This window comes from Streptomyces sp. NPDC047869 (genome assembly GCF_040704065.1).
Lineage (GTDB): Bacteria > Actinomycetota > Actinomycetes > Streptomycetales > Streptomycetaceae > Streptomyces.
The window spans coordinates 1-14664 of sequence record NZ_JBEYRK010000002.1 but is presented as its reverse complement, the minus strand read 5'-3'; the positions used below and the strand labels follow the sequence as shown (position 1 = coordinate 14664).

General features: G+C 71.8%; 9 protein-coding genes. 5 read left to right on the top strand and 4 right to left on the bottom strand.

Annotation, left to right across the window (positions count from 1 at the left end; translation table 11 throughout):
- Genes AB0924_RS02575 through AB0924_RS02565 form a run of 3 tightly spaced genes read left to right on the top strand, consistent with a single transcriptional unit; the run spans window position 1 to window position 4645 of the window.
- Window positions 1-396 (top strand): DUF742 domain-containing protein, encoded by a 396-nt coding sequence (locus AB0924_RS02575; protein WP_358937391.1) that lies wholly within the window; start codon window positions 1-3, stop codon window positions 394-396.
- A 24-nt stretch (window positions 397-420) separates the two neighbouring features.
- Complete coding sequence (locus tag AB0924_RS02570) at window positions 421-4059, top strand: hydantoinase B/oxoprolinase family protein (protein ID WP_358937389.1); 3639 nt, start codon at window positions 421-423, stop codon at window positions 4057-4059.
- Window positions 4040-4645, top strand: coding sequence for an ATP/GTP-binding protein (locus tag AB0924_RS02565; protein WP_358937387.1), 606 nt, complete (start codon window positions 4040-4042; stop codon window positions 4643-4645). The genes AB0924_RS02570 and AB0924_RS02565 overlap by 20 nt, the downstream gene beginning before the upstream one ends.
- A 128-nt stretch (window positions 4646-4773) precedes the next feature.
- Here the strand turns inward: AB0924_RS02565 and glpK are convergent, their stop codons facing one another.
- From glpK to AB0924_RS02550, 3 genes are all read right to left on the bottom strand, one after another.
- Window positions 4774-6294: a glycerol kinase GlpK gene (gene glpK / locus AB0924_RS02560; protein WP_358937385.1), complete on the bottom strand. Its 1521-nt coding sequence runs from the start codon at window positions 6292-6294 to the stop codon at window positions 4774-4776.
- An 83-nt stretch (window positions 6295-6377) separates the two neighbouring features.
- Window positions 6378-7127 (bottom strand): MIP/aquaporin family protein, encoded by a 750-nt coding sequence (locus AB0924_RS02555; protein WP_358937383.1) that lies wholly within the window; start codon window positions 7125-7127, stop codon window positions 6378-6380.
- Between the two features lie 364 nt (window positions 7128-7491).
- Window positions 7492-9141, bottom strand: coding sequence for a GGDEF domain-containing protein (locus tag AB0924_RS02550; protein WP_358937381.1), 1650 nt, complete (start codon window positions 9139-9141; stop codon window positions 7492-7494).
- Between the two features lie 185 nt (window positions 9142-9326).
- Here AB0924_RS02550 and AB0924_RS02545 point away from each other — a divergent pair, with 185 nt between their 5' ends.
- On the top strand, window positions 9327-9881 hold the full coding sequence (locus AB0924_RS02545; protein ID WP_366910637.1) for an NUDIX domain-containing protein: 555 nt from the start codon (window positions 9327-9329) through the stop codon (window positions 9879-9881).
- Window positions 9882-9890: 9 nt separating this feature from the next.
- Here the strand turns inward: AB0924_RS02545 and AB0924_RS02540 are convergent, their stop codons facing one another.
- The gene (locus AB0924_RS02540) at window positions 9891-12251 is read right to left on the bottom strand and encodes a glycoside hydrolase family 31 protein (protein WP_358937377.1); all 2361 of its coding nucleotides are present in this window, start codon (window positions 12249-12251) and stop codon (window positions 9891-9893) included.
- 214 nt (window positions 12252-12465) lie between these two features.
- Here AB0924_RS02540 and AB0924_RS02535 point away from each other — a divergent pair, with 214 nt between their 5' ends.
- On the top strand, window positions 12466-14433 hold the full coding sequence (locus tag AB0924_RS02535; RefSeq protein WP_366910489.1) for an acetoacetate--CoA ligase: 1968 nt from the start codon (window positions 12466-12468) through the stop codon (window positions 14431-14433).
- Window positions 14434-14664: the final 231 nt, after the last annotated feature.

Below are 14664 nucleotides of genomic sequence, written 5' to 3'. Positions count from 1 at the left end.
ATGAGCGGAGACGGTCAGGGAAGCAGCCACTGGTTCGACGACGAGGCCGGACCGGTCGTCCGCCCGTACGCCATGACGCGCGGCCGCACCACGAGTGCGGGCCAGCACCGCCTCGATCTGATCGCGGTGGTCGTCACCGAGCCGGGCGCGCAGGACCCGGAGACGGACCCGACGCTCGCTCCCGAGCACGTGGAGATCGTCGGGCTCTGCGCCGAGGCACCGCAGTCCGTCGCCGAGATCGCCGCGGAACTGAACCTGCCCATCGGCGTCGTGCGCGTCCTGATCGGGGACCTCGTGCAGGCGGAACTCATCCATGTGACGCGTCCGGTGCCCCCGGCCGAGCTGCCTGACGAGAGTATTCTGCGTGACGTGATCAACGGCCTCCGGGCGCTGTGACCGGCGCGGAAGCGGAGCGACGACGTGACTGGCTGGCAGTTCTGGGTCGACCGAGGCGGCACCTTCACCGACATCGTCGCGCGCCGTCCGGACGGCCGGTTGCTTACGCACAAGCTGCTGTCCGACAACCCCGACCGGTACGCCGACGCGGCGGTCGCGGGCGTCCGTGAACTGCTGCGCGACTCCCCGGAGCCCGTCGACGCCGTGCGCATGGGCACCACCGTCGCCACCAACGCACTGCTGGAACGCAAGGGCGAGCGCACCCTGCTGGTGATCACCCGCGGTTTCCGCGACGCCCTTCGCATCGCCTACCAGAACCGCCCCGCCATCTTCGCCCGCCACATCCGGCTGCCCGGGCTGCTGTACGAGCGGGTCGTCGAGGCCGACGAACGCATCGCCGCCGACGGAACCGTGCTGCGCGCCCCCGACCTCGACGCGCTCGCGGGACCCCTCCGGCAGGCCTACGACGACGGAATCCGCGCGGTGGCCGTCGTCTGCCTGCACAGCCATCTGCACCCGGCCCACGAACGCGCCATCGGAGACCTCGCCGCGCGCACCGGATTCCCGCAGGTCTCGCTGTCCAGCGAGACCAGCCCGCTGATGAAGCTCGTCCCGCGCGGTGACACCGCCGTCGTCGACGCCTACCTGTCCCCGGTGCTGCGCCGCTACGTACGGCACGTCGCCGACGAACTGCACGGTGTACGGCTGATGTTCATGCAGTCCAACGGCGGGCTCACCGAGGCCGGACAGTTCCGCGGCAAGGACGCCGTCCTCTCCGGACCGGCCGGCGGCATCGTGGGCATGGCCCGCATGTCGCAGCGGGCCGGCTTCGACCGCGTCATCGGCTTCGACATGGGCGGCACCTCCACCGACGTCTCGCACTTCGCCGGCGCGTACGAACGCGTCTTCACCAGCCAGATCGCCGGCGTCCGGCTGCGCGCCCCCATGCTCGACATCCACACCGTCGCCGCCGGCGGCGGCTCCGTGCTCCACTTCGACGGCTCCCGCTACCGCGTCGGCCCCGACTCGGCCGGCGCCGCCCCCGGACCCGCCTGCTACCGCGCCGGCGGCCCGCTCACCGTCACCGACGCCAACGTGATGCTCGGCCGCATCCCTCCCGCCCACTTCCCCGCCGTGTTCGGCCCGGACGGCGACCGGCCCCTGGACACCGTCGTCGTCCGCGACCGCTTCACCGCCCTCGCACACGAGATCCGCGAGCGGACCGGCGACGACCGCACGCCCGAGCAGGTCGCCGAGGGCTACCTGCGGATCGCCGTCGCCAACATCGCCAACGCCGTGAAACGGATCTCCGTGCAGAAGGGCCACGACGTCACCCGCTACGCCCTGACCACCTTCGGGGGAGCGGGCGGCCAGCACGCGTGCCGGGTGGCCGACTCCCTGGGCATCCGCACCGTCCTCGTACCCCCCATGGCCGGTGTGCTCTCCGCGCTCGGCATCGGTCTCGCCGACACCACGGCCATGCGCGAACAGTCCGTCGAGGCCCCTCTGGAAGCCGCCTCGATGCCAGGCGTCCGCGAGACGGCCGACGCCCTGGAGGGTGCCGCCCGCGCCGAACTGCGCGCCGAGGACGTCCCGGAGGACCGCATCGAGGTCACCCGCCGCGCCCAGCTCCGCTACGACGGCACCGACACCGCCCTCACCGTCGAGCTGACCGAGCCCGGCACCATGACGCACGCCTTCGAAGAACGTCATCGCGCCACGTACTCCTTCACCCTGGACCGCCCGATCGTCGTCGAAGCGCTCTCCGTCGAAGCCACCGGCATCACCGCACCCCCCGATCTCTCCGCCCTCGCCCCTTACGAGGGCCACCGCGCCGCGCCGCGGACCGTCCGGCTGCACACCGGCGGCGCCTGGCACGACGTACCCCTCCACCGCCGGGAGGCCCTTCCTCCCGGCGAGACCGTCACCGGACCCGCGATCATCACCGAGTCCGGCGCGACGACCGTCGTCGACGACGGCTGGCGGGCCGCGGCCGGAATCGACGGGCATCTGGTCATGGAACGCACGGCGATTACGGAGAGTTCCGAACTCGACACGAAAGTCGACCCCGTTCTGCTCGAGGTCTTCAACAACCTCTTCATGTCGATCGCCGAACAGATGGGCGCCCGGCTGGAGTCCACGGCCCAGTCCGTCAACATCAAAGAGCGGCTGGACTTCTCCTGCGCCCTGTTCGACCCCCTCGGGAACCTGGTGGCCAACGCGCCCCACATCCCCGTCCACCTGGGCTCCATGGGCACCAGCGTCAAGGAGGTCATCCGCCGCCGCGGCACCTCGATGCGCCCCGGCGACACCTACGCCGTCAACGACCCCTACCACGGCGGCACCCACCTGCCCGACGTCACCGTGATCACCCCGGTCTTCGACACCGAGGGCGCCACGGTCACGCGGAGTGAGCCGGAGATCCTCTTCTACGTCGCCTCCCGCGGCCACCACGCCGAGATCGGCGGCATCGCCCCGGGCTCCATGCCCGCGCACAGCCGGACCATCGACGAGGAGGGCGTCCTCTTCGACAACTGGCTGCTCGCCCAGGACGGCCGTTTGCGCGAGGAGGAGACCCGCCGTCTCCTCGCCGAGGCTCCCCATCCCTCCCGCAACGTCCGCACCAACCTCGCCGACCTGCGCGCGCAGATCGCCGCCAACCGCAAGGGCGTCGACGAGGTCCGGCGCATGATCGAGGAGTTCGGCCTCGACGTCGTCCAGGCCTACATGCGGCACGTCCAGGACAACGCGGAGGAGGCGGTCCGCCGGGTCATCGACGTCCTGGAGGACGGGGAGTACGCCTACGAGACGGACTCCGGCGCCGTCATCCGCGTCCGTGTGGGCGTCGACCGCGCCGAGCGGCGCGCGACCATCGATTTCACCGGCACCTCCGCCCAGCTCGCCACCAACTTCAACGCCCCCTCCTCGGTGGTCGACGCGGCCGTCCTGTACGTCTTCCGCACCCTGGTCGCCGACGAGATCCCGCTCAACGACGGCTGTCTGCGCCCGCTGGACATCGTCGTACCGCCCGGCTCGATGCTCGCCCCCGAGCCGCCCGCCGCCGTCGTCGCGGGCAACGTGGAGACGTCCCAGGCCGTCACCGGTGCCCTTTACGCCGCGCTCGGTGTGCAGGCCGAGGGCTCCGGGACCATGAACAACGTCACCTTCGGCAACGAACGCCACCAGTACTACGAGACCGTCGCCTCCGGATCCGGCGCCGGCGACGGCTTCCCCGGCGCCGACGTCGTGCAGACCCACATGACCAACTCGCGGCTCACCGACCCGGAAGTGCTGGAGTGGCGGCTCCCCGTCCGGCTCGAGGAGTTCACCGTCCGGCGGGGCAGCGGCGGTCCGGGGCGCCGGCGCGGCGGCGACGGTGCCGTACGCCGGATCCGCTTCCTGGAACCCATGACCGTCTCCACGCTCTCGCAGCACCGCCGCGTGCCCCCGTACGGCATGGCCGGCGGAGAACCCGGCGCGCTCGGCGCCAACCGGGTGGAACGGGCCGACGGCACGGTCACCGATCTCGGCGGGAGCGGCTCGGCGGACGTGGGTCCCGGCGACGTTCTCGTCATCGAAACCCCCGGTGGCGGCGGCTACGGCCGACCGTCACCCGAACACGATCAAGCAGGAGAAGAGACGGATGATCTTCGGGCGTTCTGAACGCGGCAAGCCCCCGGTCGAGCCCGTCACACTCAAGATCCTGGTGGCCGGCGGCTTCGGCGTGGGCAAGACGACCCTTGTCGGCGCGGTCAGCGAGATCAGGCCGCTGCGTACCGAGGAACTGCTCACCGAGGCCGGGCGTCCGGTCGACGACACCAGCGGCGTGGAGGGGAAGCACACGACCACCGTGGCCATGGACTTCGGCCGTATCACCCTGCGTGAGGACCTCGTGCTCTACCTGTTCGGGACACCCGGGCAGGAACGCTTCTGGTTCATGTGGGACGAGCTGTCCGAGGGCGCGCTCGGTGCCGTGGTCCTCGCGGACACGCGCCGCCTGGAGGACTGCTTCGCCGCCGTCGACTACTTCGAACGGCGCTCGATCCCCTTCGTCGTCGGCGTCAACTGCTTCGAAGGGGCGGACCGTTACCCCGCGGAATCCGTACGGCAGGCCCTCGACCTGGACGAGGGAGTGCCGGTCGTGCTGTGCGACGCACGTGACCGTGAGTCCGTGAAGGAGGTGCTCATCGGCGTCGTCCAGCACGCCATGGAGTACGCGGCCGACCGTCGCCGGGCCCTCACCACCTGATCCCCCCGGCCCGCGGCACGGCCCGTACCCCCGCCGACAGGGGTACGGGCCGCGGTCCCCGCGGACACCCGCCGCGCGCGTGAGCGATTCACGCATCTCACACGCGCGCGTGCCGGGTGCCCTCGCCCCTACACGTCGTCCTCCTCCAGCCAGCCGAAGCTCTTCTCCACCGCCCTGCGCCAGTTGCGGTACTCACGGTCGCGAACCGGCGCCTCCATCGCGGGAGTCCACTCGGCGTCCCGTTGCCAGTGCGACTTCAGCTCGTCGAGGTCGTTCCACACGCCCGTCGCCAGACCGGCCGCGTAAGCGGCTCCCAGGCAGGTGGTCTCGGACACCCGCGGCCGGATCACCGGAACCCCGAGCACATCGGCCTGGTGCTGCATGAGCAGGTTGTTCTTCGTCATGCCGCCATCGACCTTCAGGGTCGTGATCCGTACCCCGGAGTCCTGGTACATGGCGTCCACGACCTCCCGCGTCTGCCAGCTTGTCGCCTCCAGCACCGCGCGCGCGAGGTGCGCCTTGGTGACGTACCGGGTCAGGCCGGTGACGACGCCGCGCGCGTCGGAGCGCCAGTAGGGCGCGAACAGTCCGGAGAAGGCGGGCACGATGTAGGCGCCGCCGTTGTCCGCGACGCTCGCCGCCAGCGTCTCGATCTCGTCGGCGTCGCGGATGATGCCGAGCTGGTCGCGGAACCACTGGACCAGCGCGCCCGTTATCGCTATGGACCCCTCCAGGCAGTACACCGGCGCCTCCCCGCCGATCTTGTAGCCCATCGTCGTCAGCAGGCCGCTCTTGGACGCCACCGGCCGGTCGCCGGTGTTGAGAAGCAGGAAGCTGCCGGTGCCGTAGGTGTTCTTCGCGGTGCCGACGTCGTAGCAGGCCTGCCCGAACACGGCCGCCTGCTGGTCGCCGAGCGCCGAGGCCACGGGGACTCCGGCGAGCGGTCCGACGGCGGTGCCGTACACCTCGGCGGACGACCTGATCTCCGGCAGGACCGCCTCGGGCACGTTCATCGCGGAGAGGATGGCCGGGTCCCACTGGAGCGTGTTGAGGTTCATCAGCATGGTGCGGCCGGCGTTCGTGACGTCGGTGACGTGCCGGCCGCCGTCCGGGCCGCCGGTGAGGTTCCAGATCAGCCACGAGTCGATGGTGCCGAAGGCGATCTCACCGCGCTCGGCGCGCTCCCTGAGACCGGGCACGTTGTCCAGCAGCCAGGCCGCCTTCGGGCCGGAGAAGTAGCTGGCCAGCGGGAGCCCGGTCGGTTCCCGGAAGCGGTCCTGCCCGTCGGTGCCGCCCAGTTCACGGCAGAGGGCGGCGGTACGGGTGTCCTGCCAGACGATCGCGTTGTGCACGGGCTTGCCCGTGGCGCGGTCCCACAGGACCGTGGTCTCCCGCTGGTTGGTGATGCCGAGCGCGCTGAGCCGGTCGGCGCGCAGCCCGGCCTTGGCCAGCGCCCCGGCCACCACGGCCTGCACCTTGGACCAGATCTCGGTGGCGTCGTGCTCCACCCAGCCCGGCTTGGGGAAGATCTGGCGGTGCTCGCGCTGGTCCACGGCGACGATCGCGCCACCGTGGTCGAAGATGATGCAGCGGCTGGACGTGGTGCCCTGGTCGATGGCGGCGACGTACTTCTCGGCGGTGTCCGTCATTGGCTGTCCCTGGGTCGCTGGGTCGGGTCGCTGGATCGGGCCTTCGTGGCCGGGTCCGCGCGGTACGCGCTCGGGTCGCCCGGTCAGAAGGCGATGTTGTAGACGAGGCCCGCGAGCGCGCCGCCGATCAGCGGGCCGACGACCGGAATCCAGGAGTAACCCCAGTCGGACGTGCCCTTGTTCGGGATCGGCAGGAACGTGTGCACGATGCGCGGGCCGAGGTCGCGGGCCGGGTTGATGGCGTAGCCGGTGGGGCCGCCGAGGGACAGCCCGATACCGACGACGAGCAGCGAGACGATCAGCACCGTCGTGCCGGACTCGCCGAGTCCCTTGGTGAGCCCGAAGGCGAGGACGGGCAGCACGAGCGACATCGTCGCGATGATCTCTGTGACGAGGTTGGCGACCGGATTCCTGATCTCCGGGATGGTCGAGAAGATGCCCAGTGTCGGCACCGGTTCGTCGGCGGTTCCCTCCGTCGTGCCCTCCTTGCGGACATTGGCCTGGAACTGCGCGAGATACACCAGGTAGGCGAGGACGGCACCGAGCATCGCGCCGACGATCTGGCCCAGCAGATAGACCCAGACCTTGTCCCACTTGCCGGTGTCCACGGCGATGCCGATGGTGACCGCGGGATTGAGGTGCCCGCCGGACAGGGGCGCGGCGGTGTAGGCGCCCGCGAGCACGCCGAATCCCCAGCCGAACGCGATTACCACCCAACCGGCGGCGCGGGCCTTGGAGTATCTGAGGGTGACGGCGGCGCAGACACCGGCACCGAACAGGATCAGGATCGCGGTACCGATGACTTCGCCGACGAATATGTCTCCGTTGCTCATGGCGGCTCCCTTGACGCCGGCCTGGGGCGAACACCCCCGGCCCTCCGTGCAGGAACGGTTCCTTTGGCGACTTCAGCCGAAGGCAGGGAGGGCCCCGCGCCCCGCCCGGCGTCCGTGACGAGCGTGCCGTCGCAGCCGTATCGCCCTCAGAGGCAGGCCGATGGGCAGGCAAAAGACCCGTGGCGCAGTGCCTGAATACGCCATGAATGTACGGCGATGTCGGCTGACACCGGGAAGTGTTCACCGGCACCGGGAGGCCGTCAAGGTCGCCGACGGCAACGATGACAGCGGTTGGCCGGGCGCGGACTCCCACCGCCCCCTTCCCGCAGGTGGGGGCTCGAACCGCCGTGTACGGCCGGGTGGTTCACCCGAGCGGCTCGGCCGACGCGCAGCCCGCCCGGGCCGATGCCGCCCCACGGCCGCGCCGGATCTCCTGTCCGGGCAGTCCCGCGCGCGAGAGCACCCAACTCGTACCGGCCAGGGCCTTCGCGGCCTTCTTCAGCGGGGCGAGATACGCGGCGGCCTGCCGATGGTCGAACACGCTCCCGGGCGGGCACACCACGGTCGAGAGGGACAGCGTGACCAGGCGGCCGCCTGCCGACCAGAGAGCGTCGAGCACGGCGGTGGCCAGCGGCTCGAGCGCCTCCTCCTCGGACAGCACCAGGAAGTCGTCCCCGCCGATGTGGCCCACGCGCGCGTGCCCCGCCGCGGCCTCCTGCAGTGCCCGGCCCACCGAGCGGATCAGCTCGTCGCCCGCCGCGAAACCGGCACCGTCGTTGACCTGCTTGAAGTGGTCGATGTCCAGCCAGCTGAGCGCGAACGCCCGCCCCTCGGCGATACGCCGGTCCACCTCACCCGTGATCGCGTCCGAACCGGGCAGCCGGGTCAGCGGGTTCAGGCCCGCGGCCTCCTCCACCCGCGTCTCGGCCAGAGCCCGAACGAGGTCCGCGAGCCGTACCACGCCCACGCACCGGCCCCGGTGGTCGACGACGGCCACATCGTCCGAGGTGCGGTCGCTGCCGCCGATCGCCACGACGTCCAGCACCTCCCAGGCGGTGGCGTCCACACCGACCGCGCGCGGCGCGTCGCTCAGCTTGTGCGCCGGCCGGTCCGCGTACAGGGCGTGCCCGTACCGGCCGGACATCGACAGCAGGAAGCGCGACCGGTGTACCGAACGGACGGGCACCCCGGCCTGGTCCACGAGCAGCACCCCGGAAACCTCCGGTGAACCGGTCAGCAGTGCCCGGACCTGCCCTGCCGAGGCGGTCACCGGCAGAACGGCGGCGGGGCGCACGAACTCCCGTACCGGCGGGCCCGGCCGGGGCTGGGTGAGGGCCGTGGGGGAGTGGGGTGGAACGTACACGCCCGCCGCCGGAATACGGGCTGGCGGCGCGAACAACTCGCCCTGGGCGAGCTGTGCACCGGCCGACAGCGCGGCCGCGCACTGCAGTTCGGTCTCCACGCCCTCGACGGCCACCAGGGCGCCCAGTTGCTCGCACAGTGTCCGCATCGCCCGCACGGCGGCCGGCCGGGCCAGCAGCGAGGCATCCAGCTTGACCAGGTCGGGGGAGAGGTCGGTGAGCAGCCGCAGAGGCACGTCCCCGTCCCCGATGCCGTCCGCGCTGATCCGGAACCCCTGCTCACGCAGCGCGCCCACCGCTTCCAGCAGCGCCCGCTGCGGCACATGGGTGCAGGGCGGCACGATGTCGAGGGTCACCTCCCAGGGCATCCGCCCCACCGCGCGGACGGCGTCATGCAGGCGGGCGAGACCGCCGAGGTCGGCCAGGGTCGCGGCGAACACATTGAGGTGCAGCGGCAGCAGCGTCTCCTTGCGGGACGCCGCGCGGAACGCCAGCACGGCCAGCCTGCCGTCGAGTTCGGGGTCCCGGCGGGCCTCGGCCAGGACGTCGCCGGTCTCCGGGCGGGCGAGCACCTCCAGTGCGGTGACCGCGCCTGTCCTCAGATTGACCACCGGCTGGAAGGCGAAGCGGAGAGTATCCGTCCAGGAGTGCACGGGAGCATGATGGCGCCGCCGGAATGCGCCCAGGCCCAGTTCATGAGACGTTCACGCAGCATTCCCGGGTGATCACGGAGCGTGGAGGGGCGCCCGGTGGGGGCACACCCCGTGACGTCCCGGCCGGGCTCCCTCGCCGCACGTCGGCACCCTGTTCGTCAGTGCCGGAAGAAGTCCTTCCTCTGATCGGATACAGTCCGCGCGGGTCCGAAAATCAGCATTCAACCGCCAACTCCGCGCCTGGATCCCACTGTTCCAGCTGCGGAGCGCCCTACGGAGAGGGCGTGACGGGCTGGCCGCGCACCTGCCCCTCCTGCGGCGCCGTCGCCTACCGCAACCCGCTCCCGGTCGCCGTCGCGCTTCAGCCCGTCTACGACACCAGCGGCACGGCCCTGGTCGTCATCACCCGGACCGTCGCCCCGGCGCGCGGAGGCACGGCTCTGCCCGGTGGCTACATCGACGACCGGGAGGACTGGAAACAGGCCGTCGTGCGCGAGCTCAAGGAGGAGACGGGCATCGAGGCCGCCGCCCGTGAGGTCCGTCTCGTGGACGCCATGAGTTCTCCCGACGGGCACCTGCTGCTGTTCGGACTCCTGCCCGAACGTCCTGCCGAAGGACTCCCGCCGTCCGGCGCCACGGACGAGACAGAGGGCTGGCACCTGCTGCGCCGACCCGAGGAACTCGCCTTCCCGCTGCACACCCTCGCCGTACGGGGCTGGTTCGAGGGCCGCTACATCTGAGCCGCCCGCTCAGCCGAGTCCCCGTACCCGCACCGGGTGGGGCGGCTCCGCCGCGCCGTCCTCCCGCTCCCACGTCACCACCACCCGCCGGCCCTGCCGGCGGGCCGCATACCGCTCGATCTCCGGGTCGTCCCAGCCGTCCCCCGCGTCCTGGACGACCAGCCCGCCCCCGGCCCGCCCCCGGGCGGGCGCCCACACCTCCAGTTCCAGTCCGCCGTCCTCGCCCCGGACGGGAACGACCGCTCCCGCGCGCGCGAGCACCGGGATCCGCGACAGCGGCGCGTCCAGAAAGACCCGCCCCGGCCCTTCGTACACCTCCTCCGTCACCGTGTCGTACCAGCGGCCCCGCGGCAGCAGCACCGCACGCCGCCCGGTACCGGGATCGAGAACCGGCGCCACCAGCAACTGGTCCCCGAGCAGGAACGCGTCCTCACAGCCGCGCAGCGCGCGGTCCTCGGGCGCCCCCCACCACAGCGGCCGCACATAGGGTGCGCCGGTGCGCCGCGCCAGGTGCGCCAGCGTCACGAAGTACGGCAGCAGACGCCGGCGTTCGAGCAGTGCCACGCGCGCGTGCGCCAGCACATCGGCACCGAACTCCCACGGCTCCCTGCGCCCCGCCCGCAGACCGGCGTGCGTCCGGAACAGTGGCAGGTACGCGCCGAGCTGGAACCAGCGCAGATAAAGCTCCGGCGACGGACTGCCGTCGAAGCCGCCCACGTCCGGCCCCGAGTAGGGCACCCCGCACAGACCCAGCCCCAGCACCAGCGACAGCGAGGCCCGCAGCCCCGGCCAGCCCGTCGCCACGTCCCCGGACCAGGTGCCGCCGTAGCGCTGCATGCCGGCCCAGCCGGACCGGGAGAACAGGAACGGCCGCTCCTTGGGCGACAGTTCGCGCAGCCCCTCGTAGCCCGCTCTGGCCATGCAGAGGGCGTACACGTTGTGCGCCTCGCGATGGTCGCCACCGCGTCCCTCGACGGCGTGGCGCGCCGAACGCGGCAGCGTCGTCTCACCGAAGGCGCTGAACGACGTCGGCTCGTTCATGTCGTGCCAGAAACCCGCGAAGCCCTGCCCCAGCCGCTCCTCGTACAGCCCGCCCCACCACTTGCGCACCCCCGCGTGCGTGAAGTCCGGGAAGACCGAGTCGCCGGCCCACACCTCGCCCCGGACCGTCCGCCCCGCACCGTCCCGCACGAACGCGTCCAGGGCCGAACCGCTGTCGTACACGGCATCGCCCGGCACGGCCTTCACCGCAGGGTCGACGATCGACACCAGCCTGACACCGTCCCGGCGCAACTCCTCCGCGAGCACCGGCAGCTTCGGGAACCGCTCCTGGTCGACGGTGAACACCTGGTGGCCGTCGTAGTGGTCGATGTCCAGGTGCACGGCGTCCAGCGGCAGATCGCGCTCCCGGTATCCCGCGACGATCCGGCGCACCTCCTGTTCACCGCCGAAGCCCCACCGCGCGTGCTGGTGGCCGAGCGCCCAAGCGGGCGGCAGCGCGGGCGCCCCGGTCAGCGACGCCCAGGTGAGCAGCACGCGCGCGGGCGTGCCCACCATCACCCAGCAGCGCAGCGGCCCCCCGTCCATGCGCAGCTCACAGCGACCCGGTCGGTCGTGTCCGGACCCGGCACCCTCCTCGCCCTCCCGCAGGCTCACCGTGCCGTCCCACGTGGTGTCGTGGAACATCAGATGGCTCGCGGCGTCCGCGACCACCAACTGCACCGGCATGGTCACGTACAGCGGATCGTCCCCCGGGCCGAACGCACGGCCCGGATCGGTGTTCCACAGCCGGTAGGTCCCGTCGCGCAGCCGCGGGCCGCCCGCGCGCCCGCCCAGACCGAAGAACCGGGCGTCCGCCGCCACCTCGGACCGCTGCATCCAACGCGCCGCGCCCCCGCCGGCCGGCTCCCACCACCGCGGCGGCATCTCCCGCCGCAGCACCACACCACCCGGAGTGCACACCTGCAGCGCCCCGTGCCGTGAGACGACGACCGTCACCCGCTCGGCCACCACCCGCCAGCCGCCGTCCTTGTCCGGCTCCAGCACGGCTCGCGGATCGGGCTCCGGACACGCCCCGGCGAGCGCGTACGACGGCTCCGGCCCCGCCCCGTCCCAGCCCCAGAACACGGCCCCGCTCACCGCCACGGTGATCCGCAGCTCGGACCGGCTGAACCGGATCAGACCGCCCCCCGGCCCCGGCTCCGCGTCCCGCACCCGCCCCGGGACCCGCGCCCGCTCGGCCCCTCGCGCAGGCAGGCCGGCGGCGTCGATCCGCCGTCTGCGCCACGCCGCCCGCACCGTACGCAACCCCTGAGCCGCCCGCCCCGAACCGCCAACACTCACCGAACGCACCAGGTCACGACCGTCCATGCTGCTCACCCTGCCACTGACGGCCCTACGCGCGCGTGTCGTTCAACTGCCGTTCACCCGTGCCCGGGCCACATCTTCACGACACGGACTGTGTGGGGCCCACCCTGGTGCAGAAGTCGATCACATGGCATCGTCCCTGTCAGCCGCGTCACGCGCACACCCCAGCCCGTGCGCGGACCGACGCACACGACGCGCACAGCCCGGGAGCCGCCCCATGTCGACAGCGAACCCCCAGCCGCTCTGGCAGCCCGATCCCGAGCGGATCGCCCAGGCACGCATCACCGAGTTCCAGGCATGGGCCGCCGAACACCACGGCGCCCCGGCCGAAGGCGGCTATCCCGCACTGCACCAGTGGTCCGTGGAGCAGCTGGAGACGTTCTGGAAAGCCGTCACCGACTGGTTCGACGTCAGATTCTCGAACCCCTGCACGCGCGTGCTCGGCGACCGCTCGATGCCCGGCGCCGAGTGGTTCCCCGGAGCCACCCTCAACTACGCCGAGCACGCCCTGCGCGCCGCGGCCGCACGCCCCGACGAGCCGGCGCTCCTGTACGTCGACGAGACCCATGAACCGCTCCCGGTGACCTGGACCGAGTTGCGCCGCCAGGTCGGCTCCCTCGCCGCCGAACTCCGCGCCCTCGGCGTCCGCCCCGGTGACCGGGTCAGCGGATACCTCCCGAACATCCCCGAAGCCGTGGTCGCCCTCCTGGCCACGGCCGCCGTGGGCGCCGTGTGGACCTCCTGCGCCCCCGACTTCGGCGCCCGCAGCGTCCTCGACCGCTTCCAGCAGGTCGAACCCGTCGTCCTGTTCACCGTCGACGGCTACCGCTACGGCGGCAAGGAGCACGACCGCCGCGAGACCGTCGCCGAACTGCGCCGGGAGCTGCCCACCCTGCGCGCCGTCGTCCACATCCCGCTCCTCGGCACCGAAGCACCCGAGGGCGCCCTGGAGTGGTCGGCACTGACGGCCGCCGACACCGAGCCGGTCTTCGAACAGGTGCCGTTCGGCCATCCGCTGTGGGTCCTGTACTCCTCCGGGACCACCGGCCTGCCCAAGGCCATCGTGCAGTCCCAGGGCGGCATCCTGGTGGAGCACCTCAAACAGCTCGGCCTGCACTGCGACCTCGGCCCCGAGGACCGCTTCTTCTGGTACACCTCGACCGGCTGGATGATGTGGAACTTCCTCGTCTCCGGCCTGCTCACCGGCACGACGATCGTCCTGTACGACGGCAGCCCCGGCTACCCGGACACCGGCGCCCAGTGGCGCGTCGCCGAGCGCACCGGAGCCACCCTCTACGGCACCTCCGCCGCCTACGTCATGGCCTGCCGCAAAGCGGGCGTGCACCCGTCCCACGACTTCGACCTCTCCCGCGTCCAGTGCGTCGCCACCACCGGCTCGCCGCTGCCGCCGGACGGGTTCCGCTGGCTGCACGACGAGGTCCGTGACGACCTGTGGATCGCCTCAGTCAGCGGTGGCACGGACGTCTGCTCCTGCTTCGCGGGAGCCGTACCGACTCTGCCCGTGTACACCGGCGAACTCCAGGCGCCCGGCCTGGGCACCGACCTGCGGTCCTGGGACCCGAGCGGCAAACCCCTCGTCGACGAGGTGGGCGAGCTGGTCGTCACCAACCCCATGCCGTCCATGCCGATCCACTTCTGGAACGACCCCGACGGCAGCCGCTACCACGACAGCTACTTCGACACCTACCCGGGCGTCTGGCGGCACGGCGACTGGATCACGCTCACCTCGCGCGGATCAGTGATCATCCACGGCCGCTCCGACTCCACCCTCAACCGGCAGGGCGTACGCATGGGCTCGGCCGACATCTACGAAGTGGTCGAACGGCTGCCCGAAATCAAGGAGTCCCTCGTCATCGGCATCGAGCAGCCCGACGGGGGCTACTGGATGCCGCTCTTCGTGCACCTGGTACCGGGCGCCGTCCTCGACGAGGCGCTCCTGAACCGCATCAAGCAGGCCATCCGCGAACAGCTCTCGCCGCGCCACGTCCCCGACGAGGTCATCGCCGTCCCCGGCATCCCGCACACCCTCACCGGCAAGCGCATCGAGGTCCCGGTCAAGCGCCTCCTCCAGGGCACCCCTCTGGAGAAGGCCGTCAACCCCGGCTCCATCGACGACCTCTCGCTGCTGGACTTCTACGACGAACTGGCCCGCAAGCGCGCCTGACCGCCTCCGTGAAAGGCCTCGGACCCGCCCGTCTCGGCGCCGGAGTCCGGGGCCGGACGCGCGACCGCCCCTGGCCGAACGCCTCCGCCGCAGCCCGTTGATGCTCCTATTGCTGTCAAGCGGCTTGGAGCCAGTCGCGGTAGGCGTGGGCGAGGTCGTCGTCCCTGCTGAGTCCTCGTTCGAGTCTGGAGATGGTGGTCGGCCAGACTCCGAAGTGCTGGGCGACGGCGG

Coding starts and splice junctions, on each gene's coding strand:
- AB0924_RS02575 (WP_358937391.1), top strand. CDS start 1: ATGAGCGGAGACGGTCAGGGAAGCAGCCACTGGTTCGACGACGAGGCC.
- AB0924_RS02565 (WP_358937387.1), top strand. CDS start 4,040: ATGATCTTCGGGCGTTCTGAACGCGGCAAGCCCCCGGTCGAGCCCGTC.
- glpK (WP_358937385.1), bottom strand. CDS start 6,294: ATGACGGACACCGCCGAGAAGTACGTCGCCGCCATCGACCAGGGCACC.
- AB0924_RS02555 (WP_358937383.1), bottom strand. CDS start 7,127: ATGAGCAACGGAGACATATTCGTCGGCGAAGTCATCGGTACCGCGATC.
- AB0924_RS02540 (WP_358937377.1), bottom strand. CDS start 12,251: ATGGACGGTCGTGACCTGGTGCGTTCGGTGAGTGTTGGCGGTTCGGGG.
- AB0924_RS02535 (WP_366910489.1), top strand. CDS start 12,466: ATGTCGACAGCGAACCCCCAGCCGCTCTGGCAGCCCGATCCCGAGCGG.